Annotated in this window: 20 protein-coding genes and 1 pseudogene; 14 read left to right on the forward strand and 7 right to left on the reverse strand. The window is 66.9% G+C overall.

Annotated features, from left to right (window positions below; all coding sequences use genetic code 11):
• On the forward strand, positions 1-292 hold a 292-nt coding region (locus JZ791_RS38565; RefSeq protein ID WP_216902022.1), incomplete at its 5' end, for a class I SAM-dependent methyltransferase.
• On the opposite strand, the gene JZ791_RS38570 is transcribed toward JZ791_RS38565, so the two are convergent.
• The gene (locus JZ791_RS38570; protein WP_216902024.1) at positions 293-1,351 is read right to left on the reverse strand and encodes a threonine aldolase family protein; all 1,059 of its coding nucleotides are present in this window, start codon (positions 1,349-1,351) and stop codon (positions 293-295) included.
• A 352-nt stretch (positions 1,352-1,703) separates the two neighbouring features.
• Positions 1,704-2,804, reverse strand: coding sequence for a Gfo/Idh/MocA family protein (locus JZ791_RS38575; protein WP_216902025.1), 1,101 nt, complete (start codon positions 2,802-2,804; stop codon positions 1,704-1,706).
• An 86-nt stretch (positions 2,805-2,890) separates the two neighbouring features.
• Between JZ791_RS38575 and JZ791_RS38580 the strand changes: the two genes are divergently transcribed.
• The 4 genes from JZ791_RS38580 (at position 2,891) to yidC (ending at position 6,431) form a co-directional block, all read left to right on the forward strand.
• The gene (locus tag JZ791_RS38580) at positions 2,891-3,484 is read left to right on the forward strand and encodes a TetR/AcrR family transcriptional regulator (protein ID WP_216902027.1); all 594 of its coding nucleotides are present in this window, start codon (positions 2,891-2,893) and stop codon (positions 3,482-3,484) included.
• Between the two features lie 326 nt (positions 3,485-3,810).
• The gene (locus JZ791_RS46705; RefSeq protein WP_216902029.1) at positions 3,811-5,025 is read left to right on the forward strand and encodes a DUF4241 domain-containing protein; all 1,215 of its coding nucleotides are present in this window, start codon (positions 3,811-3,813) and stop codon (positions 5,023-5,025) included.
• 124 nt (positions 5,026-5,149) lie between these two features.
• Entirely contained in the window at positions 5,150-5,434 is a 285-nt protein-coding gene (locus tag JZ791_RS38590; protein ID WP_216902031.1) for a DUF6412 domain-containing protein, read from the forward strand.
• An 85-nt stretch (positions 5,435-5,519) separates the two neighbouring features.
• Positions 5,520-6,431, forward strand: a complete 912-nt coding sequence (gene yidC / locus JZ791_RS38595) for a membrane protein insertase YidC (RefSeq protein ID WP_216902033.1) — start codon at positions 5,520-5,522, stop codon at positions 6,429-6,431.
• A 24-nt stretch (positions 6,432-6,455) separates the two neighbouring features.
• On the opposite strand, the gene JZ791_RS38600 is transcribed toward yidC, so the two are convergent.
• The 3 genes from JZ791_RS38600 to JZ791_RS38610 all read right to left on the reverse strand — a co-directional run bounded on the left by JZ791_RS38600 (position 6,456) and on the right by JZ791_RS38610 (position 8,387).
• Positions 6,456-6,986, reverse strand: a complete 531-nt coding sequence (locus tag JZ791_RS38600) for a hypothetical protein (RefSeq protein WP_216902035.1) — start codon at positions 6,984-6,986, stop codon at positions 6,456-6,458.
• A 427-nt stretch (positions 6,987-7,413) separates the two neighbouring features.
• Entirely contained in the window at positions 7,414-7,776 is a 363-nt protein-coding gene (locus JZ791_RS38605) for a hypothetical protein (RefSeq protein WP_216902037.1), read from the reverse strand.
• A gap of 32 nt (positions 7,777-7,808) precedes the next feature.
• A complete protein-coding gene (locus tag JZ791_RS38610; protein WP_216902039.1) occupies positions 7,809-8,387 on the reverse strand; it encodes a TetR/AcrR family transcriptional regulator in 579 nt (192 codons plus the stop codon).
• 95 nt (positions 8,388-8,482) lie between these two features.
• Between JZ791_RS38610 and JZ791_RS38615 the strand changes: the two genes are divergently transcribed.
• Both JZ791_RS38615 and JZ791_RS38620 read left to right on the forward strand, forming a co-directional pair.
• Entirely contained in the window at positions 8,483-9,310 is an 828-nt protein-coding gene (locus JZ791_RS38615) for an SDR family oxidoreductase (RefSeq protein WP_308163371.1), read from the forward strand.
• 9 nt (positions 9,311-9,319) lie between these two features.
• Positions 9,320-10,399, forward strand: a complete 1,080-nt coding sequence (locus tag JZ791_RS38620; RefSeq protein ID WP_216902040.1) for an NAD(P)H-dependent amine dehydrogenase family protein — start codon at positions 9,320-9,322, stop codon at positions 10,397-10,399.
• A gap of 15 nt (positions 10,400-10,414) precedes the next feature.
• Here JZ791_RS38620 and ctaD read toward each other — a convergent pair whose 3' ends face one another.
• Entirely contained in the window at positions 10,415-12,163 is a 1,749-nt protein-coding gene (gene ctaD / locus JZ791_RS38625; protein ID WP_216902041.1) for an aa3-type cytochrome oxidase subunit I, read from the reverse strand.
• Positions 12,164-12,349: 186 nt separating this feature from the next.
• Here ctaD and JZ791_RS38630 point away from each other — a divergent pair, with 186 nt between their 5' ends.
• Together JZ791_RS38630 and JZ791_RS38635 are read left to right on the forward strand one after the other, a co-directional pair.
• The gene (locus JZ791_RS38630) at positions 12,350-13,120 is read left to right on the forward strand and encodes an SDR family NAD(P)-dependent oxidoreductase (RefSeq protein WP_216902043.1); all 771 of its coding nucleotides are present in this window, start codon (positions 12,350-12,352) and stop codon (positions 13,118-13,120) included.
• Positions 13,121-13,225: 105 nt separating this feature from the next.
• Positions 13,226-13,693, forward strand: a complete 468-nt coding sequence (locus tag JZ791_RS38635; protein WP_216902045.1) for a nuclear transport factor 2 family protein — start codon at positions 13,226-13,228, stop codon at positions 13,691-13,693.
• A gap of 132 nt (positions 13,694-13,825) precedes the next feature.
• Here JZ791_RS38635 and JZ791_RS38640 read toward each other — a convergent pair whose 3' ends face one another.
• Positions 13,826-14,842, reverse strand: a complete 1,017-nt coding sequence (locus tag JZ791_RS38640; RefSeq protein WP_216902047.1) for an AraC family transcriptional regulator — start codon at positions 14,840-14,842, stop codon at positions 13,826-13,828.
• A 69-nt stretch (positions 14,843-14,911) separates the two neighbouring features.
• Between JZ791_RS38640 and JZ791_RS38645 the strand changes: the two genes are divergently transcribed.
• The 5 genes and pseudogenes from JZ791_RS38645 to JZ791_RS38665 all read left to right on the forward strand — a co-directional run.
• On the forward strand, positions 14,912-16,372 hold the full coding sequence (locus JZ791_RS38645) for a flavin-containing monooxygenase (RefSeq protein WP_216902049.1): 1,461 nt from the start codon (positions 14,912-14,914) through the stop codon (positions 16,370-16,372).
• Positions 16,373-16,478: 106 nt separating this feature from the next.
• Complete coding sequence (locus JZ791_RS38650; RefSeq protein WP_216902051.1) at positions 16,479-16,991, forward strand: methylated-DNA--[protein]-cysteine S-methyltransferase; 513 nt, start codon at positions 16,479-16,481, stop codon at positions 16,989-16,991.
• 58 nt (positions 16,992-17,049) lie between these two features.
• The gene (locus JZ791_RS38655) at positions 17,050-18,963 is read left to right on the forward strand and encodes an alkyl/aryl-sulfatase (protein ID WP_216902053.1); all 1,914 of its coding nucleotides are present in this window, start codon (positions 17,050-17,052) and stop codon (positions 18,961-18,963) included.
• Between the two features lie 68 nt (positions 18,964-19,031).
• Positions 19,032-19,592, forward strand: a complete 561-nt coding sequence (locus JZ791_RS38660; RefSeq protein ID WP_216902055.1) for a DJ-1/PfpI family protein — start codon at positions 19,032-19,034, stop codon at positions 19,590-19,592.
• Positions 19,593-19,810: 218 nt separating this feature from the next.
• A pseudogene (locus tag JZ791_RS38665) lies at positions 19,811-20,032 on the forward strand (hypothetical protein); the annotation flags it as partial.

The raw sequence follows: 20,032 nt of genomic DNA on the forward strand, positions 1-20,032 counted from the left end.
GGCCGATGCGAGTCTGGATGCGGTGATCACCGTCAACACCCTGTATTTCGTGCCAGAGCTGGATCGTGCGTGCGCGGAGCTGGCGCGGGTGCTGCGGCCGAAGGGACGCGTGGTGATCGGTGTCGGCGATCCCGACGGTATGGCGAAACTGCCGTTCACCGGGTACGGGTTCCGGTTGCGTCCGGTCGCCGAGCTGACCGCCGCCCTCGAGAGCGCCGGTCTGTCCGTGGATCATCGCGAGATCGAGCAGAAGCCGTTTCCGGGGCATCTGCTCATCGGTCGGCTCGCCTGACTACGCGCGCATTTCGGTCTCGAGAGCCTCGACGAAGGCGTCGACGTCCTGCGGGGTGGTGTCGAAGGCGCACATCCAGCGGACCTCGCCGGTGCTCTCGTCCCATGTGTGGAACGGGAAGCGCTTGCGCAAACGCTCGGCGACCTCCGGCGGGAGCACGGCGAAGACACCGTTGGACTGGACGGGCCGGGCGATCCGCACGCCCTCGATCCGGGCCGCCGCCGTGGCCAGCCGGGTTGCCATGGCGTTGGCGTGCAAGGCGTTTCGCAACCACAGGTTGCCCGCGAGCAGCGCCTCGAGCTGTACCGAGACGAATCGCATCTTGGAGACCAACTGTGTGGAAGACATACGCAGGTAGGTGATCTCATCGATGCGTTCGGGGGTCAGCACGACCACCGCCTCGGCCATCATCAGGCCGTTCTTCGTACCACCGAAGGACACGATGTCCACGCCCGCGTCGGTAGTGATCTCGCCCAGGCCCGCGCCGAGATGCGCGGCCGCGTTGGCCAGTCGCGCGCCGTCGAGATGGACCATCATGCCCTGATCATGGGCATGATCGCAGAGCGCGCGGATTTCCTCGATCGAATAACACGTGCCCATTTCGGTGCTCTGGGTGAGCGAGACGGCCAGGGGCTGGGCGCGGTGCTCGTGGCCGCGTCCCCAGCTCTGCCGGTCGACCAGTTCGGGAGTGAGCTTGCCGTCGGGCGACTCGACCGGATAGATCTTGATCCCGCCGACCTTCTCCGCCGCACCGCACTCGTCGGCGTTGACATGCGCGGTGTCGGCCGTGATCACCGCACCCCATCGCGGCAGCAACGCCTGTAGCGCAACGACATTGGCCCCCGTGCCGGTGGCGACGGGATAGACCTGCGCCCGTTCGCCGAAGTGGCGGGCGAACACGTGCTGCAGGGCTTCGGTGTAATCGTCCGTGCCGTAAGAGGTTTGGTGGCCGCCGTTGGCCAGGGCAAGCGCTTCCAGTACCTCGGGATGTACTCCGGCCCAGTTGTCGCTGGCGAAGCCGCGCACCTCCGGATCGTGCCTGCGCACCGCGTCGGTCATCGGAATCACCTTTCGTTCGAGCCGGTCGACGGTGGTCGGGAAGTAGTGCTGATGAGCAGCCGTCCGTGGTCACCGCCGCACCGAGACTATCTGGCGCAGGTGACCGCGTTGTCGGGCGGCACGCATGGTCGAGGTGGACCCGTGCGCCCCGTCGGCGGACAGTGGTCATGCGCGGCCCGTCGGGCAAGCGATCGCCCCGAACTCGCGTGACAGTCCGCGTATCGGGCTCTGTCAGGGTAGGTGGACACGCCGCCGTGCTCGAGCGATGGTCCGAGTGCCGGGCACTGTCGGGACAGGTGGACACACCCTCGAACTCGTGTGATGGTTCGCGTAGCAGGCGAGACCGGCCGTGTCAGCGCAAGTGGACCCGGGCGCCCGCGTCGGCGGAGCGGCGTACGGCGTCCAGTAGCCGGTGGGCGTGCACGCCGTGCGTGAAGTCCGGCACGGTGTGTGCCCCGGTGCGGATATCTTGGGCCAGTGCCGCGTACACCCTCGCGACATTGCCCGCCTCGACATCGAAAGTCGTTGCGGACAGCGGATCTTCGCCCGGCAGATCGGTCCAGGAGGAGCCGTCGCGGGCGCCGAGCAGGTGCAGTTCGCTCATTTGCACCCCACCGGCGCCGTATTCCCCGGAGACGATCGCCAGATCGCCTGCGGTGCCCGAGATCTCGATCCGGGTGCGGGCGTCGGTGACCTTGGCGTCGTGGAGATGCGCCGACACCAGCACGTCCTCGCGCGTGACGGCGTCGAACAGCAGATGATCCGGGCCGGTCGACTCGACGCCCACGCCGGTCTCCGCGACCTTCGCGTGTGGATGACGGATGGCCAGGCGCGCGGAGACGTCGGCGAATCCGCCCACCAGGTATTCGACCGCGTCGAGGGTGTGCCCGCCGCCGATGCCGAGCATGCCCGCGCCGTTGCGGTCATCCAGGGTGTACGCCGCCCAGCCGGGCACCGTCCCACCCGCGCGTAGACCGCGCGCGGCATACACCGTCACCGAAATCACCTGGCCCACATATCCTTCCGCGATGAGCCGACGGGCGCCAACGATCGCCGGTGCGTAGCGGGCCTGCAGACCCACCGCATGGTGCACGCCCGCGGTGGCGGCGAGTTCGGCCAGTTCCTGCGCGCCGGCCAGGTGTCCGGTGAGCGGCCACTCGCAGTAGACGTGCTTGCCCGCCGCCAGCGCGGGCCGGATCACCGCGGCGTGGGCCGGAGCCTTCACCGTAACCGCCACCAGGTCGACCTCGGGATTCTCGGCCAGTTCGCGCGGATCGGTGTGGGCGTGTTCGACGCCGAATCGCCGCGCGGCCTCCCGGGCGGTCTCGGATCGGGTGGTGCCGACGGCGGTGATGCGGAAGTCCGGAAGTGCTTGCAGCGCGGGGATATGCGCACGCACCGCCCATCCGCGATCAGGGTTGGCGCCGACTATGCCGACTCGAATCGGGTCCATGACCACTCCTTGTTCGATAAAACGGACTTGCTGAGTCCGTTTATACCGAAACGGACTCGGTGAGTCCACTTTGTTAGGGTGGCCGTATGAACAACGCCGTGGAACGGCTGCTCGCCGACGAGACCGGCACCGCACCGCGTGCCGACGCCCGGCGTAGCCTCGAGCGCCTGGTGGGTGCGGCCCGTGCGGCGCTGGCCGAGGTGGGGGTCGAGGTCACCGCGCAGGAGATCGCCGAGCGCGCCGGGGTCGGCAAGGGCACCTTCTATCGTCGCGTCTCCTCGTTGGAGGCGCTGTTGCAGGCGGTGCTGGAGGAGGTGCTCGAGGAGGTGCTCGTGCTCGGCGACCGCGCCGTCGCCGACCCTGATCCGTGGCACGGCTTCACCGAATTCGCCGCCGTGTACGTGCGATTGCGCGCGGAGAGCTGCGGGGTCAACGAGGCGCTCGGTGGCGCGGGATTTCCTGGACTGGATCGCGTGCTGTCCGAAATCCGCACGCGGATGAGAAAACTGGTAGACGCCGCGCAGCGCGAGGGTGCGCTGCGTGACGATATAGCCTGGCAGGACGTGGCTTTCCTGCTCGCGGGCGTCTCGACCGACGCCGATACCATCGGCCTGCGCGCCGACCGCGATCAGTGGTCCCGCAACCTGACCGTGGTCCTGGACGGTTTGCGCCCCCGCTGAGGTCGAAGACCGTCCACACGCTGACCCGGCTACCGCCGACGCCGCCGTCGACGGCGTGCCGTGACGAACCATCGGTGGTGACGGTCGCGCCCGCGCACCGGTCGATCGTGCGCCAGTGTACGGCCGATTCCGTCGAACTCGATGTGCGCCCGCGTAATTCACCATTCGGACCGAGGCAGCGGGAATCCCCTCCGGTGATCGACACGGTCGTGTCGGCGGTGCCGTGAACGAGGATCGCGGACACCGCGTGGGTGGGCACGGCCTCGCTCAGCCCGGCCGCGGTCACTCGAGTTGGGAAATGGTCCCATCGGCGGTAAACATGTCGGGTGGACGTGGACGTATTCTACTGCGAGGGCTGGGATTCCCTGGCTTGTGAGGTGGTGGGCCCGCTGTCGGCGGAGCTCGCGGCCGAACGGGACCGGGCAGGCGAGCAGTACGCCGCGCTGTTCTCCCGCGACGATGCCCCGGTCGCGCTGGTCGAAATCGCCTGGGGTGAGTCATATCTCAACATGTGGGTGTTCGACGAAGCGGGCGACCGGGTCGCTCAGATCGAGACGCATCGGCTCGGTGATGTGCTGGCCGTCAAGTCCGTGCGGCAGTGGGAGTACGAGGAGGAGGACTACGAGTTCGCCGACGAGGCCCTCTACCGGCATCGCCGCCTGCTTCCGGGAGGATCGGACTGGACGGCTCGCATCCAGAAACTCAGCCGATCGGGCGGCCTGCTGGGCAGTAATCGGGTCTCCGGTGAATCGGCCAACACGGTCGCTGTGCCGATCTTCGGACAGTGGGTGCGATCGACGGCGCTGCTCGAGCTGCTCGAACCCGCACCCGATTCGTGGGGAACGGTGCGCGACGTCTCCGATCCGCACGGTCGAGGGCTGTCCCCCGAAGCGCGCCCGTGGCGTCCGCCGGGGCCGCCGCAGCCGATCTGGATGGACCATCTGCTCGCAGCCGGAACCGAGGGTTTCGACGATTGCGGCTACCTCGCCACCATCGAACTCGAGCAAACCGGTGTACTGCGGATGCCCACCGGGCGCCTGGTCGTGCAGGACCCCTGCTACGACGACGAGGAGCCGTACGCGGTGACCGTCCCCCCCGGAAATTATCCTGTGGTGGAATCCAACTCGTATCGCGTGGACAGCGACAACTACGTCACGTTGTTGACGGCAAGTGTGGTGGTGGCCGATGAGCCGGTCACGAGCTGGGAGCCTGCCGTGCGGACGGATGATCGGGTGTGGATGCTCGAGTCGGACGAGAGCTTCTGTTTCGGTGTCGACTCCGGATCCGGCTGCTTCTACGACGCCGGGACGAATATCCATCGCCTCCTGATCGCAGACCAGGACACGAAGCACGACTTCATGGTTGATGAGGATGTGTCCTTCGAACACCCGTCGGCTCCCGGTAACCTGATCAAGTTCAATACCGGTGGCGACGGCGGTTTTCCGGTCTGGATCGGCCGCACCGTGGATGGTCGCGTCGCGCGTTTCGTCGCCGATTTCCGGACGTCTTCCGAATCGTTCGTACCCGAGGAATTCGACTGATCTCTGGTTATCGAGGGCATCGCTGGTCACCGGCGCGGCATCGCCGAAGGGTGAATTCCGGGCAAAAGCCAACGCGCGGTGGTTTCCTCGTCGGCACCGCGTGCGCAGCGGGTATTCTCTGGGCATGGTGATGCGATCGGCGCCGATGGTGTGTGCGTTTGTCGTATCCCTCTGGGCCATGGTGCTGATGCCGGAGCAGGCGGGTTCGCTGCTGGCCGTCGGCACCGCGGTCATGTTGGGATTGGCCGTCGCGACGGCGCATTCCGCCCAGGTGCGAGTCTTGCCGGTCGCCGTGCAGCCGGGGCCGCCGGTATCGGCGCAGCGACGGCGGCGCGGATCGTTTCTGCGCCAGAGTAATCCGGACACGGCGGGCCGAGCGCGGCCCAGGGCACCGGGGTGCGGCGGCTGACCGTGCCGCGGCGCGGTCTGCTACTTCGCTGACCCCCGTTCACCCTCGCCCGTACGCGGGCACCTCGCAGTGAGGTGTTGTCCCCATGCTCGATGTCATTTATTATCCGATCTCCGCGGTGCTGTGGTTATGGCACACCGGATTCGCCGCGCTCTTCGGCTCCGCCAGCGGCGTGGCCTGGGCGCTGGCCATCGTCTTCCTCGTGCTGACGCTGCGCGGAGCGCTCTACAAACCCTTCATGGCGCAGGTGAAGTTTCAGCGGACCATGTCGGTGCTGCGGCCCAAGATGCAGGAACTGCAGACGAAATACGCCGACGACCGCGAGCGCCTGACTGTCGAGATGCGTGCCCTGCAGAAGCAGCACGAGTTCAGCGTGCTGAGTGGATGCCTGCCGATATTCGCGCAACTGGTGATCTTCCTGGGCCTGTTCCACGTGCTCAGTTCGTTCGACCGCACCGGTTCCGGATCGCTGGTGGTGCGACTGCTGGGCCATCCCGCGCGGATGAGCGCCGCGCAGAACGCCGCGGTCGCGAACTATGTGTTCTCGCCCGCGCAGGTGCAGTCGTTCCTGCACGCGAAGCTGTTCACCGCGCCGCTGTCGGCGACGCTGCTCACCTCGGGCGCCGACTGGGTTTCGGTTGCCGCCGTTGCGATTCCGCTGGTGCTGGTCGGCGCGGTCTGTACGCATCTGACCGCTCGCGCCTCGGTGAGCCGGCAGGGCGAGGTCACCGCGCAGACCCGGCTGATCAACCTGATGACCATGTACCTGTTCCCGCTCGGCACGCTCGCGGCCGGTCTGGTGATGCCGGTCGGGATTCTGGTGTACTTCGCCACCAGCAACACCTGGACCTTCGCGCAGCAGTACATGGTGCACAAGCGATTGGGGCCGATCGACTCCGCGCCGGGGCCCGATTCGGACACGGCCCCGAAGACCTCGAAATCGGTGGGGAGCCTTGCGAAATCGGTGGTGAACCGGTCGGGCCTGCGGCGGTCGTGACGACGGCCGCCGCGAGCCGGACGCCTACCCCGCGGAGCCGCTCGCGCGGGGCATCGCCGAGGGGCCGGATTCAGCGCGGCGTGCCCGGACGGGCGGCACCACCGCCGCGCCCGGGCCCGGGGGGTGGGCGATCACGACCGACGCGACCAGCAGGATCTGCTCCAGCTCCGCGCCCTCGGCGGCCAGCCGGGCGATGATGCCCAGGCGGCGCTCGGCGCTGTGCGGCCCGATCCACACCTCGTGCCGCCCGCGTTCGGCCACGAACATCTGCCGCCGGGCGTCGAACCGGACCGGCCAGCCCTCGCGGACCGCCAGATACGCGTCCATATCGAGCTCGCGGTGGCGCACCGGGTCGATCATCAGGTCGGCGATGCGCTCCCGCGCCACCGCGAGCAGCGGCGGGCGTTGTGTCGGGCCCAGGTATCGGGCCTGTCGTTCGAGTCGCCACCGATACTCCTCGACGGGGCCGCGCAACAGCTCTCGATGCGACTGGGCCTGTTCGGCCAGCCTGGCATCGGCGCTGTGATCGGAGGTCGACGAGCCGAACTCGGCCATGGACATGCCTTTCTGGACGCCGCGCCGCAGTCGTACATGCCGCACTCGTTCCCGCAGGGTTGCGCTGAAATATGCCGAGCACAGAGTGTATCGAACAAATGTTCGAACACGCTAGTTTGACGCGCGCCGAATCTTCATCGTCGACGTGGCGCGTCGGCCCTGCGTCGTTCCGGCGTGCCGATCCGGAAATAGGTGCCACTGGGACGGGTGGTGCGGGTGAGGCATTTCCAGCCGTCAACAGGCTCTCGTGCGGCGGGACACGGGCTTTTGGTCGGAATCCACCGGTGTCGCTGTGGATCCCGGCCAAAAGCACGCCGGAAAGACGGGGTTCTGCGTGGGATGGGGAGATTCCGTGCTTGGGTAGCGAGACTCCCGCCCGGAATGGGAGATTCGCGGCCGAGTGTCTGTATGCGGTGTCAGGTCGCGCTCAGGCGGGGCAGTCCGATTCCAGGCGGTTGATCGCGGCGAGGATCTGGGGTGCGGCGGCGCTCGAGCTCGCGCCGTTCAGGGCGTTGATGTAGGCGTCGAGGTCGGCGCGGCCCTGTGCAGTGTGCAGACCGCCCTCCTTGGCGCGCAGGCCGCCCAGATAGGCGGCCAGCTGCGGCGCTGCCTGGGACTGGGGCTCGTTCTGCCAGGGTGACAGGGTGCTGATCGAGTTCGCGCCGATCGGCCCGAGTATCGCGCAATCACCGCCCATATCGGGGGCGGCCTGCGCGGATTGTGCGGCAAGGCCCGTCAACATCGTCGTCGCTGCGGCGGCGACCAAGAGGAGAGTTGTCCGCTTCTTCATGATGATCTCCGGTGGTGGTCGGCAGCTCCAGTCTACGGTCGCGCGCCCACGATGCCATACAGCAGCAGATCCTCCAGCGACGCGGCAAAGCCGTCCATATTGTCGATATCGCGGATGCACATGGCGAACAGGGCGGCGCCGGCGATGGTGTCCAGCAGGGTGTCGGGATTCAGGCCGGGGCGTGAGGGTGCCGCGTCGGTAGGCAGGTATCCGGACAGCTCGTCGCGGGTCGGGGTGTCCAGGCGGGCCGAAAGTTTCTGGTAGAGCGAGGAATCCGCGCGCATCTCGCTCATCAGTCCCGGCATCGCCGCGCGCGCCTCGGCCGAGCCGAACAACTGGATCGTCCCGGCGATCACCTTGCGGATCTCGGCGACCAGATCGGGGGCGACCTCGCCGGTGTCGACGCTCGGAAACACCGCCTTCGCGATCAGGTGCGCCTTGGACGGCCAGCGGCGGTAGATCGCGGGGCGGCTGACCCCCGCGCGGGTGGCGATCGCATCGATCGAGGTTGCGGCATAACCGCGTTCGACGAGCAGGCTGCGCGCGGCATCGAGCACCGCGCGGTCGACGGCGGGGTCGCGGCGCGGGCCGAGGCGATGGCGTTCGGGCACGGAATCCGTCCTTGTCAGCGCGAGCCAGAGTCGTTACAGTCTGTCACATCTAAGTCGTTACATAGTGTAACGGCTGGAGACTCGGAGGAGGAGTCGTGTCCGCTGCTTCGCATGTCGCCGAGCCGGAGTTGTCGTACAGCCCGGTGCCTCTACTGCAGGACAAGGTCATCGTGCTGTCGGGCGTCGGCCCGGGCCTGGGCCGCACCCTGGCCGTCGAGGCGGCCCGGATGGGCGCGGATCTGGTGCTGGTGAGCCGGACCCGCAAGCGGCTGGAGAAGCTCGCCGAGGAGGTTCGCTCGCACGGCCGCGCCGCCGCGGTCGTGCCGACCGATATCACCGACGAGGATCAGCGCAGCGCGCTGGCGCAGCAGGCGGTCGCGGAGTTCGGCCGGGTCGACTGCCTGATCAACAACGCCTTCGCCATCCCGCCGATGGATCCGATCAGCACGATCGATCCGGCGGCGCTGCGCACCGCCAACGAGACGAATGTGTTCGCGCCGCTGCGGCTTTCGGCGTTGTTCGCCGACGCGCTGGCCGCCTCGCGCGGCTCGATCATCATGCTGAACTCGTGCGTGTCCTACAGCTCGCAGCCGGAGTACTCCGGCTACAAACTGTCCAAAGGCGCTCTGGCGCATCTGGCCTCGTCGCTGGCGACCGAGCTGGGGCCGCGCGGCATCCGGGTGAACAGCATCGCGCCGTCCTACGTGTACGAGGACATCAACAAGGCCTACTTCGACTGGCTGGCCCAGCAGGCTGGGGTGACGCACGAGGAGATCTACCGGCAGAAGGCCGAACCGACCGATCTCAAGCGCCTGGCCGCGCCCGAGGAGGTCGCGCGGGCGACGCTGTTCCTGGCCAGCGATCTGGCTACGGCAGTCACCGGGCAGATGCTGACCGTCGACTGCGGCGAATTCCACCGCTGAGGAGTGAGCATGTCCGAGGATACGAAACGAATCGTGCTGTGGGGCACCGGCGTCGTGGGGTCGATGGTGCTCGCCGAGATTCTGCGGCACCCGAGGTTCGAGCTGGCCGGCGTCGGGGTGAGCAATCCCGAGAAGGTCGGACGCGATGCGGGTGAGCTGTGCGGTGGCGGGAAAACCGGTGTGCTGGCCACGAATTCGGTCGAGGAGCTGATCGCGCTTCGGCCCGACGCGGTGGTGCACTATGGTCCGACCGCGCAGTTCGCCGACGAGAACATCCGCGTGATCGGCGCGTTTCTGCGCGCGGGGATCGACGTGTGCTCCACGGCCATGACGCCGTGGGTGTGGCCGGATATGGACCAGCTGCCGGGCGTGTGGCGCGATCCGATCACCGAGGCGTGCGCGGCGGGTGGCTCGTCCTGCTTCACCACCGGCATCGACCCCGGCTTCGCCAACGACCTGTTCCCGATGACGCTGATGGGCCTGTGTGGCGAGGTCAGCTCGGTGCGCGCGTCGGAGCTGCTGGACTACACGGACTACGAGGGCGACTACGAATTCGAGATGGGCATCGGGCATCCGCCGGAATTCTCCGCGCTGCTGGAACATCCGGACATCCTGATCATGGCGTGGGGGCCGACGGTGCCGATGATCGCCACGGCGGCCGGGATCGAGCTGGACCGCATCACCACCAGCTGGGACAAGTGGGTGACACCGACCGACCGCCCCTCGGCGAAGGGAATCGTGAAGGCGGGCACCGTCGCTGCGATCCGCTTCACCATCAACGGTATCTACCGCGACCGTGAGGTGATCACGCTCGAGCACGTCAACCGCATCGGGCTGGACGCCGCGCCGGACTGGCCCGCCGGCACGAAGGACGATGTCTACCGTGTGGATATCGTCGGCTCGCCGTCGATCTCGCAGGAGACGTCGTTCCGGTTCACCGACGGTTCGGGCCGCACACCGGCCGTCGCGGGCTGCCTGGCGACAGGTATGCGCGCGCTGAACGCGGTGCCCGCGGTGAACGCCTTGCCGCCCGGCTGGGTTACAGCGCTGGACCTGCCTCTGATCGCGGGCGCAGGCACGATTCGCTGAGCGAGTGTCCGCGGCTCACTCGGCGGATTCGGTCGCTGTCGCGTCGAGCAGGTGGGAGCTTTCCTTCGGTGCGCCCCAGCCCACGTGGGCTTCGGCGCGCATGCGTTCCACCATGTGCGGGTAGTGCAGCTCGAAAGCCGGTCGTTCGGAACGGATTCGGGGCAGCTCGTAGAAGTTGTGCCGGGGTGGCGGGCTGGTGGTGGCCCATTCGAGGGAGTTCCCGCCGCCCCACGGGTCGTCCGCGGTGATGACCTGACCGTAGCGGTAGGACTTGAAGACATTCCACACGAAGGTGATCATCGAGAAGCCCAGGATGAACGATCCGATCGTGGAAATCGTGTTGAGCGTGGTGAATCCGTCGGTCGGCAGGTAGTCGGCGTAGCGGCGCGGCATGCCCTCCGCGCCCAGCCAGTGCTGGACCAGGAAGGTGGTGTGGAAGCCCACGAACGTGGTCCAGAAGTGGAGTTTGCCCAGCCGTTCGTCCAGGAATCGTCCGGTCATCTTCGGGAACCAGAAGTAGATCCCGGCGAACGTGGCGAACACGATCGTGCCGAACAGCACGTAATGGAAGTGCGCGACAACGAAATACGTGTCCGAGACATGGAAGTCCAGCGGCGGGCTGGCCAGGATGACACCGGACAGACCGCCGAACAGGAAGGTGGTCAGGAAGCCGATCGACCACAGCATGGGCGTCTCGAATGTCAACTGGCCGCGCCACATCGTGCCCACCCAGTTGAAGAACTTCACCCCCGTCGGTACCGCGATCAGGAAGGTCATCAGCGAGAAGTACGGCAGCAGAACGGCTCCCGTGGCGAACATGTGATGCGCCCACACCGCCACCGAGAGCGCCGCGATCGACAACGTCGCGTACACCAGTGTGGTGTAACCGAACAGCGGCTTACGGCTGAACACCGGAATGACCTCGGTGATGATCCCGAAGAACGGCAGCGCGACGATATACACCTCGGGATGTCCGAAGAACCAGAACAGATGCTGGAATTCGACCGCCCCGCCGTTGGCCGGATCGTAGATGTGCCCGCCCAGATGCCGATCCACCTCCAGGCCCATCAGCGCCGAGGTCAGGATCGGGAAGGCCAGCAGCACAAGCACACTGGTGACCAGAATGTTCCAGGTGAAGATCGGCATCCGGAACATCGTCATCCCCGGGCAGCGCAGGCAGATCACGGTGGTGATCATGTTGACCCCGCCCAGGATGGTGCCGACGCCCGAGAGCGCCACGCCCATGATCCACAGGTCCCCGCCGACGCCCGGCGAGTGGATGCTGTCCGACAGCGGCACATACGCCGTCCAGCCGAAATCGGCCGCGCCGCCGGGGCTGATGAAGCCCGCCGTGGCGATCGTCGCGCCGAACAGATACAGCCAGTAGCTCAGCGCGTTGAGCCGTGGGAACGCCACGTCCGGTGCGCCGATCTGCAGCGGCAGAACGCAATTGGCGAATCCGAAGACGATCGGCGTGGCATAGAACAGCAGCATGATGGTGCCGTGCATGGTGAACAGCTGGTTGTACTGTTCCGGCGACAGGAACTGTAATCCCGGCCGCGCCAGCTCGACCCGCATCAGCAGCGCCATCATGCCGCCGATCAGGAAGAACGCGACGGACGTGACGATATACATGACCCCGAGCAGCTTGGGGTCGGTGGTCGTGACGATGTTCCAGACGTAGGAACCTTTCGGGGCGATCCGCCGGGGATAGGGCCTGACGGGCTCGATCTCGGCGGCGCCCGGGGCCGGTATCGTAGCCATGGCATCCTCCTCGGGGCGCAACCAGGTTCGAGTGTGGCACCGGGGGAAGATCGTTTGGGAAGAATACGATCGTCGCGGTAGTCGCCGGAAATTCGCCACGAGCGTGTTCAGCCAGCGGGACGCACGGGGGCGAGAGCAGCGTTTTCACGGCATCCTCTGTGGTACGTCAATAAGGAGAGTTCGACCATGGAGCGTTTCGACAATCGCCGCGTGTTGATCACCGGCGCGGGTTCCGGCATCGGCCGCGCCACCGTGCACCGCATCCTGTCCGAGGGCGGCACGGTCGTCGGGGCCGATGTCAACGAGGCCGGGCTGGCCGAGACCGCGGAGCAGGCCTCCGAGCGGGGCGCCGCGGAGCGGCTGACCACGCTGCGGATCGACGTGTCCGACGAGTCCTCGGTGCGGGCCGGTGTCGCCTCGGCGGTCGAGACCCTCGGCGGGCTGGATGCGCTGGTCAACGCCGCGGGTATTCTGCGCTCGGCGCATACCCGGCAGGTGTCGCTGGACGAGTGGAATCGGATCATCGGGGTCAACCTGACCGGCACGTTCCTGATGATTCGCGAATCGCTGCCCGCCCTGCTGGAGTCCGCGCACGGCGTGATCGTCAACTTCACCTCGACCTCGGCCTTCTTCGCGCACCCGTACATGTCGGCCTACGCCGCGTCCAAGGGCGGCATCATGTCGATGACCCACGCGCTCGCGGCCGAGTACGCCAAGCAGGGCTTGCGCGTGGTCGCGGTCGCACCCGGCTCGATCTCCAGCGATATGACCGACGGCCGCGGTCCCGGCCTGCCCGCGGACGCCGATATGAGCCTGTTCATGAAGCTGGCCCCGGCCATCGGCCAGGGTTTCGCCTCGCCCGACACCGTGGCCGGCGTGGTGGCGATGCTGGCGTCGGACGACGGCGCGTTCATCACCGGCACCGAGGTCCGCATCGACGGCGGCACACACGCTTGAGCTTGCAACCTCGCAGGTTCCGGCCATATGCGGGACGAGAACTTGTAACGTGTTCTATTGTGGTCGCGACCGTCCGCGCGGTGCGGGCCCGAGGAGGTGGCCGACATGGATCTCGTTGCGCTCGAACAGATTCGTACGCTCAAATATCGCTATCTGCGCGCACTGGATACGAAGTTATGGGACGAATTCGGTGACACGTTCGCCGAGGATGCGACGGGAGACTACGGCTCGCCGTCCGGAGGGCGTCCACTACAGTTCACCGGCCGCGCCGCGATCGTCGAGTTCATGCGCTCGTCTCTCGACGGTAACATCGCCACCGTACACGTGTGCACTCATCCAGTGATCGGGATCGATGGTGAAACCGCCACCGGCACATGGTGTCTGGAGGATACGGTCATAGTCCCCGACTTCGATGTGATGATCCGGGGCGCGGCCTACTATCAGGACCGCTACCGGATCGCCGACGGGCAGTGGCGGATCGCCCACACCGGATACAAGCGTCTCTACGAGGCGCGAATATCCCTGAAGGAGTCGGGGTTCACCCTCACCTCCAACCCCTGGGCGAACCGCTGACTCGTCTGTCGAGTCCCGCGTGCCGTCCCGGGTTGCTTTCGGCTGGGATCCATCGTTACCCACTGTGTAGCGGTGTCTTCTGGCCGAATGCAAGCCGGAATGACGGAAACTCCGGGCTGGATGACGGAAGCTCTACGGCGGGGCCAGCGCGTGATCGCGCCGGACGGCGGACGGTGTTGCGGCCCACCAGCGTTGGCAGCTCCGGGTGAAGGTGGACTGCTCGGAAAGGCCCAGCAGTGAGGCGATCTGGCTCATCGGCAGGTCGGTCGTGGTGAGGTAGCGGCGGGCCTCGGTGCGGCGCACCTGGTCGAGGATATCGGCGAAGCGGGTGTGCCCGGCGGCCAGGCGACGCTGGAGGGTTCGCGGATGCAGCATGAGAAGCTGTGCCACCGAGGATATTTCGGGTGCCGTGGTGCCCAGCAACTGTTGCACCGCCGCGCGTACGTGCGGCACGATCGAATCCCCGGCGTCGGCGGCCTGTTCGGCGAGGAAGGCCATGGCCAGGCGGCCCAGCTGCTCGTCTCGGCCGGGCACCGGCCGTGCGGCCAGGCTGCCGGGCACCCGCAGCAGCGCGACCGGACGGTCGAACCGCACGGGTGCGCCGAAGAACTGCTCGTAGATGTCGCGTGCGGCCAGGGGGCGATAGGGCAGTTCGACCGACCGCAGTCCGTAGGGGCCGTCGGTCAGCCGCAGCAGTGTGCGATGAAGGAACGCCAGGCCCAGATCCGTGCCCTGGATCGTGATCGGCTGCCCTTCGGTGACGCCGTAGTGCAGCGCGGTGACGGACCGATCGCCGTACGGGTCGGGTTCGAGTGTCAGGCTCAGCGCGCGGGCGTGTACGAACAGGTACCGCGAGGTGCACTCGAGCGCGTCGGCGAGGGTGGAGGCGTTGCGGATGGCCAGTGCAAGCGGGCCGAGCATGCCAAGATCCTGTCGCGTGGCGATGCGCAGGCCCAGGTCGGGGCACTGCAGGCGCTCGGCCGCGATTTCCAGCGTCGTCGCCATCGCCCGGTCCGAGACCAGCAGATCGTCGGCGTCCAGCGCGGCGATCGGCAGACCGGCCTGGGCGGCGAATTCCTCCGCATTACCGCCCAGCTCGGCTACCGTGGCGCGGAAGCCGCGCAGTCCGGCCGATCTGATCACCGACATGTCGTCTAGAGTCAAATAGTTGTCGTGCAAAGTCAAGAAGGAGATCGTGTGGCCCCGCACACTGGTGTCATGGAACATCTCGACGTCGTCATCATCGGTGCGGGCCTGTCCGGGATCGGCGCCGCCTACCGGCTGCAGACCGAGCTGCCCGGGCGTTCGTACGCGATTCTCGAGGCCCGTGAGCGCCTCGGTGGCACCTGGGATCTGTTCCGCTATCCCGGCGTCCGCTCGGACTCGGACATGTTCACCCTCGGCTATCCGTTCGAGCCGTGGCGCGACGACAAGTCGATCGCCGACGGGCCATCGATCCTGCGTTACGTGCGCGAGACCGCGGAGCGGAACGGCATCGACAAGCGAATTCGCTTCGGGGTCAAGGTGATCGGCGCCGAATGGTCCAGCGCCGACGCGCGCTGGACGCTGACGCTGCGCGAGGGGCAGGAGACCCGCACGATCAGTTGCTCGTTCGTGTACTGCTGCTCCGGTTACTACGACTACGAGCAGGGGCACGCACCGCACTTCCCCGGCGTCGAAAACTATTCCGGCACACTGGTGTATCCGCAGTTCTGGCCGGAGGATCTCGATTACGCCGGCAAGAAGGTGGTCGTGATCGGCAGCGGTGCGACGGCCGTCACGCTGGTCCCCGCGATGGCCGAGCAGGCCGAGCATGTCACCATGCTCCAGCGCTCGCCCACCTGGATCTCGGCGGTGCCCGGGCGCGACAAATACGCCGACAAGATTCGTGAATTGCTGCCGCCTCGCCTGGCGCACAGGGTGATTCGCGCCAAGAATATTCTGTTCAGCGTCGGGTTCTATCAGTACTGCCGCCGCCGTCCCGAGGCCGCGCGCAAGCTGCTGACAGGTCTGACCACCCGTATCCTGAAGGATGAGGCGCTGGTGGCCGAGCATTTCACGCCCAGTTACAACCCGTGGGATCAGCGGCTGTGCGCGGTCCCGGACGCCGACTTCTTCAAGGCGATGCGCAAGGATAAGGCCGAGGTCGTCACCGACCACATCGAATCCTTTGTGCCCGAAGGCATCCGGCTGAAGTCGGGTAAGGTGCTCGAGGCCGATGTCGTGGTGTCGGCCACCGGCCTGAAACTGCTCGCGTTCGGTGGAATCTCGCTCACGGTCGACGGTTCGCCGGTCGATCTGTCCGAGCAGTTCGTCTGGCAGGGTGCGATGCTCACCGGCGTACCGAATTTCGCGGTATGCATCGGCTACACCAATGCCTCGTGGACGCTGCGCGCCGACCTGACCTCCCGGCTGGTGTGCAAGGTTCTGGCGCATATGGACCGGCGCGGCTACAGTGCCGTCGTCCCGCATCCGCAGGGCAGCCTGCGGGAGCGTCCCCTGCTGGATCTGAGCTCGGGCTACGTTCAGCGCTCGATCGCGGAATTCCCGCGCCAGGGCGACCGCAGCCCGTGGCGGGTGCGGCAGAACTACCTGCTCGACTCGGCAACCACCCTGCGTACCAATCTGGACAAGACCCTGAAGCCGGTATCCGAAGCCGCGGCTCTGCAGCGCGTCTGACGCCGGGATCCACGGAAACGCCATGGCTGATTTCCGCCAGTATTGTCACCGCCTATCGGGCAGATTCGGTAGTGGAAGCACGACGAATCCGAGAAAGGGGTGCACGATGGCTATCTACGCGACAATGGACAGCCCGGTGGGTGAGCTGCTGCTGGTGGGGGAGCAGGCCGGGGACGGCGCGGTGTTGACGGCGCTGTCGATGGCGGGCGAGAAGAGGGTCGCCGTGCGCGATGAGTGGGATCGGCGGCCGGGTGCGTTCGCCGAGATCATCGCGCAGCTGGAGGCGTACTTCAGGGGTGCGCTGCAACGCTTCGATATCGAGTGGGCTCCTGTCGGAACCGATTTTCAGCGTCGGATTTGGGATGTGCTGGACGGCATTCCCTACGGGACGACGGTGAGCTACGGCGAGATCGCGGCCCGGATCGGCGTGTCCCGGGCCGCAGTGCGTGCGGTGGGTACGGCGATCGGGGCGAATCCGCTGCTGATCGTGCGGCCGTGCCATCGCGTGATCGGCGCGAACGGCGCGTTGACCGGCTATGCCGGTGGTGTCGAGCGCAAGCGGGAGCTGCTGGAACTCGAGGGCGCACTCGTCGCGGATCGGGTCGGCGTACTTTTCTGAGGAGGGCATCGGCCGGGGCGTCTTGCGGCTTAATGCAGCAAGGGTGCAATATGGGGGCATGACCGATGAAGCATCCGCCGACCAGGGACCGACCGCGCACACCCTCGCCGCGCGAGAGCGGATTTTGGCCACGCTCCCATTCGACGACGACGCCGATTTCGAGGACGCCGACCGCGGATTCCTTGCCACGCTCGAGCCTGCCGTCCTGCGGCGCCCCGACGGTCACACCGTCTGGGACGGCCAGGCGTACGACTTCCTGCGGGACGACTGCCCGGACACGGTGAACCCGAGCCTGTGGCGGCAGGCGCAGCTCGCCGCACGGCACGGGCTGTACGAGGTCGCGCCCGGCATCTACCAGATCCGCGGCTTCGATCTGTCGAATATGACTCTGCTGGAGGGTGATTCGGGCGTGGTGGTGATCGATCCGCTCACCACCGCCGAATCCGCCGCCGCGGGTCTGGCGCTGTATCGCGCGCATCGCGGGGACAAGCCGGTCACCGGCGTGATCTACACCCATTCGCACGTCGACCATTTCGGCGGCGCGCTCGGTGTGCTCACGCCGGAGGATGTGGCCGCCGGCCGGTGCCCGGTGATCGCGCCCGAGGGGATGGCCGAACACGCGGTGGCGGAGAACATCTTCGCCGGGGCCGCGATGTCGCGGCGGGCCGGTTATATGTTCGGCGGACTGCTGCCGCGCACCCCGCGGGGCACGGTGACCAGCGCGATCGGGCAGAACATACCGGCAGGATCCATCGGTCTGGTGCCGCCGACGCTGGAGATCCGCGAGACCGGGCAGCAGCAGATCATCGATGGCGTGCGGCTGGTCTTCCAGCTGACCCCCGGCACCGAGGCGCCCGCCGAGATGAACATCCACCTGCCGGACCATCGCGCATTGTGCATGGCGGAGAACGCGATTCACACCATGCACAACATCCTGACCCCGCGCGGCGCGCTGGTCCGCGATGCGCACATCTGGGCGCACTATCTCACCGAGTCGATCAACCTGTTCGCGCGCAAGTCCGATGTGGTGTTCTCCTCGCATCTGTGGCCGACCTGGGGTACCGACCGGGTGGTGAATTTCATGTCACTGCAACGGGATATGTACGGCTACATGCACGATCAGACCTTGCGGCTGTTGAACCAGGGGTTCGTCGGTTCCGAGATCGCCGAAATGATCCAAATGCCACCGGCGGTGGAGAACGCGTGGCACACCCGCGGGTACTACGGGTCGGTCTCGCACAATGTGAAGGCCATCTACCAGCGGTATATGGGCTGGTTCGACGGTAATCCGGCGCATCTGTGGGAGCATCCGCCGGTCGAATCCGCCGAGCGCCATGTGGATTTCATGGGTGGCGCGGACGAGGTGCTGCGTAAGGCGCGGGCCGCCTACGACTCCGGTGATTATCGGTGGGTGGCGCAGGTGGTCAACTATGTGATCTTCGCCGATCCGTCCAATGAGGCGGCAAAGCGGTTGCAGGCCAGCGCCTTCGAGCAGCTCGGCTACGGCGCCGAGAACGCGGTGTGGCGCAACTTCTTCCTCAGCGGCGCACAGGAACTGCGTCACGGCGTCGGAGTACCGCAGAACGATCGGCCGCCGGCCTCGATGCTCGCGGGTCTGACGGTCGAGCAGTTGTTCGACGGTCTCGCCCTGCGCATCGACGGCCCCAAGGCATGGGACCTGAAACTTGTCACCGACTGGCACATCAGCGACGAGAACAGGACCCATCGAGGCGAGATGAGCAACGGCCTGCTGGTTCACTACGACCGCCTCGACGGCGACGGACTGCCCGAGCCTGTCGCCACGTTCACCCTCACGCGGCTCACCCTGATCCGGACGCTGCTCGGCGCCCAGGATTTCCCGACGGGCGTCGCCAACGGCGACATCACCTTCACCGGCGATCCCACCCGCCTGGCCGAACTGCTGTCCGTCCTCGACGCTCCCGATCCGGCCTTCTCCATCGTCACCCCCTGAGCGCGGGCTCGCCGAAGCGGTCCGGACCGGTGGTGGGCGGAACTACCATCGATGCGGAGGTGAGCGCTATGACCAAGGTGCTTGTGATCACGGGAGACGCGGCCGAGGATCTCGAGGTGATGTATCCCTATCAGCGATTGCTGGAGGAGGGATACGAGGTGGATATCGCGGCTCCGGCGCGTAAGAAACTGCAATTCGTGGTGCACGATTTCGTGGACGGGTTCGATACCTATACCGAGAAACTGGGGCACACGTGGCCCGCCGACCTGAGTTTCGCCGAGGTCGATCCCGAACAGTATGCGGCGGTGGTGATTCCGGGCGGCAGAGCGCCGGAGTACCTGCGCGGCAACAAGGAATGCCAGCTGGTGGTCCAGCATTTCGTCGAGGCCGGTAAGCCGATCGCGGCGCTGTGCCACGGGCCGCTGATCCTGGCGGCCGTCGGCGCGCTCGATGGTCGCAGTAGCAGCGCCTACCCCGCGCTGGAGCCCGATCTGGCCGCGGCCGGCGCACGCTGGGTGGACAGCCCGGACCACGTCGACGGCGTCCTGGTCACCGGCCGCGCCTGGCCCGATCACCCGCAATGGATGCGGGCGTTCCTGAAGGTGCTGCGTGAGGTCGCCCCGGCGTAGGCCCTTCCACCTCGGCTCCAGCCCGGACGCGTTGCGCCGTCGGGTGATCGACCCACGAGGAATTGGTGCCGGATGGGACTTTTCGATCATGAGATGGCGTTAAAGTTCGCGTAGGTAACCACCTGGGTTCCCCGTGCGGGAAACCGTGTGGTGGGGCGCCGGGTTCTCCCGGGCGTTGGCTGGGAGAGGCGCTGGATAGAGCTTATGGAGGTCTTTCGTTGGTTACGCAGGCGCAAGCGCAGGTAGGACAGACGGTTTCCGGGGTTGCCGGACGGCTCGTGCGGGTGGTGGAGACGGCGTTCGGACAGTGCCCGTTGCGGATTCGGGGTTGGGATGGGTCGGAGGCGGGGCCCAGTGGGGTGCCGGTGCTGGTGATTCGGTCGGCGCAGGCGCTGCGGAGACTGGTGTGGGATCCGGACGATGTAGGGCTGGGGCGGGCG

Origin of the sequence: Nocardia alni (genome assembly GCF_019038435.1) — a bacterium.
Classification (GTDB): domain Bacteria; phylum Actinomycetota; class Actinomycetes; order Mycobacteriales; family Mycobacteriaceae; genus Nocardia; species Nocardia alni.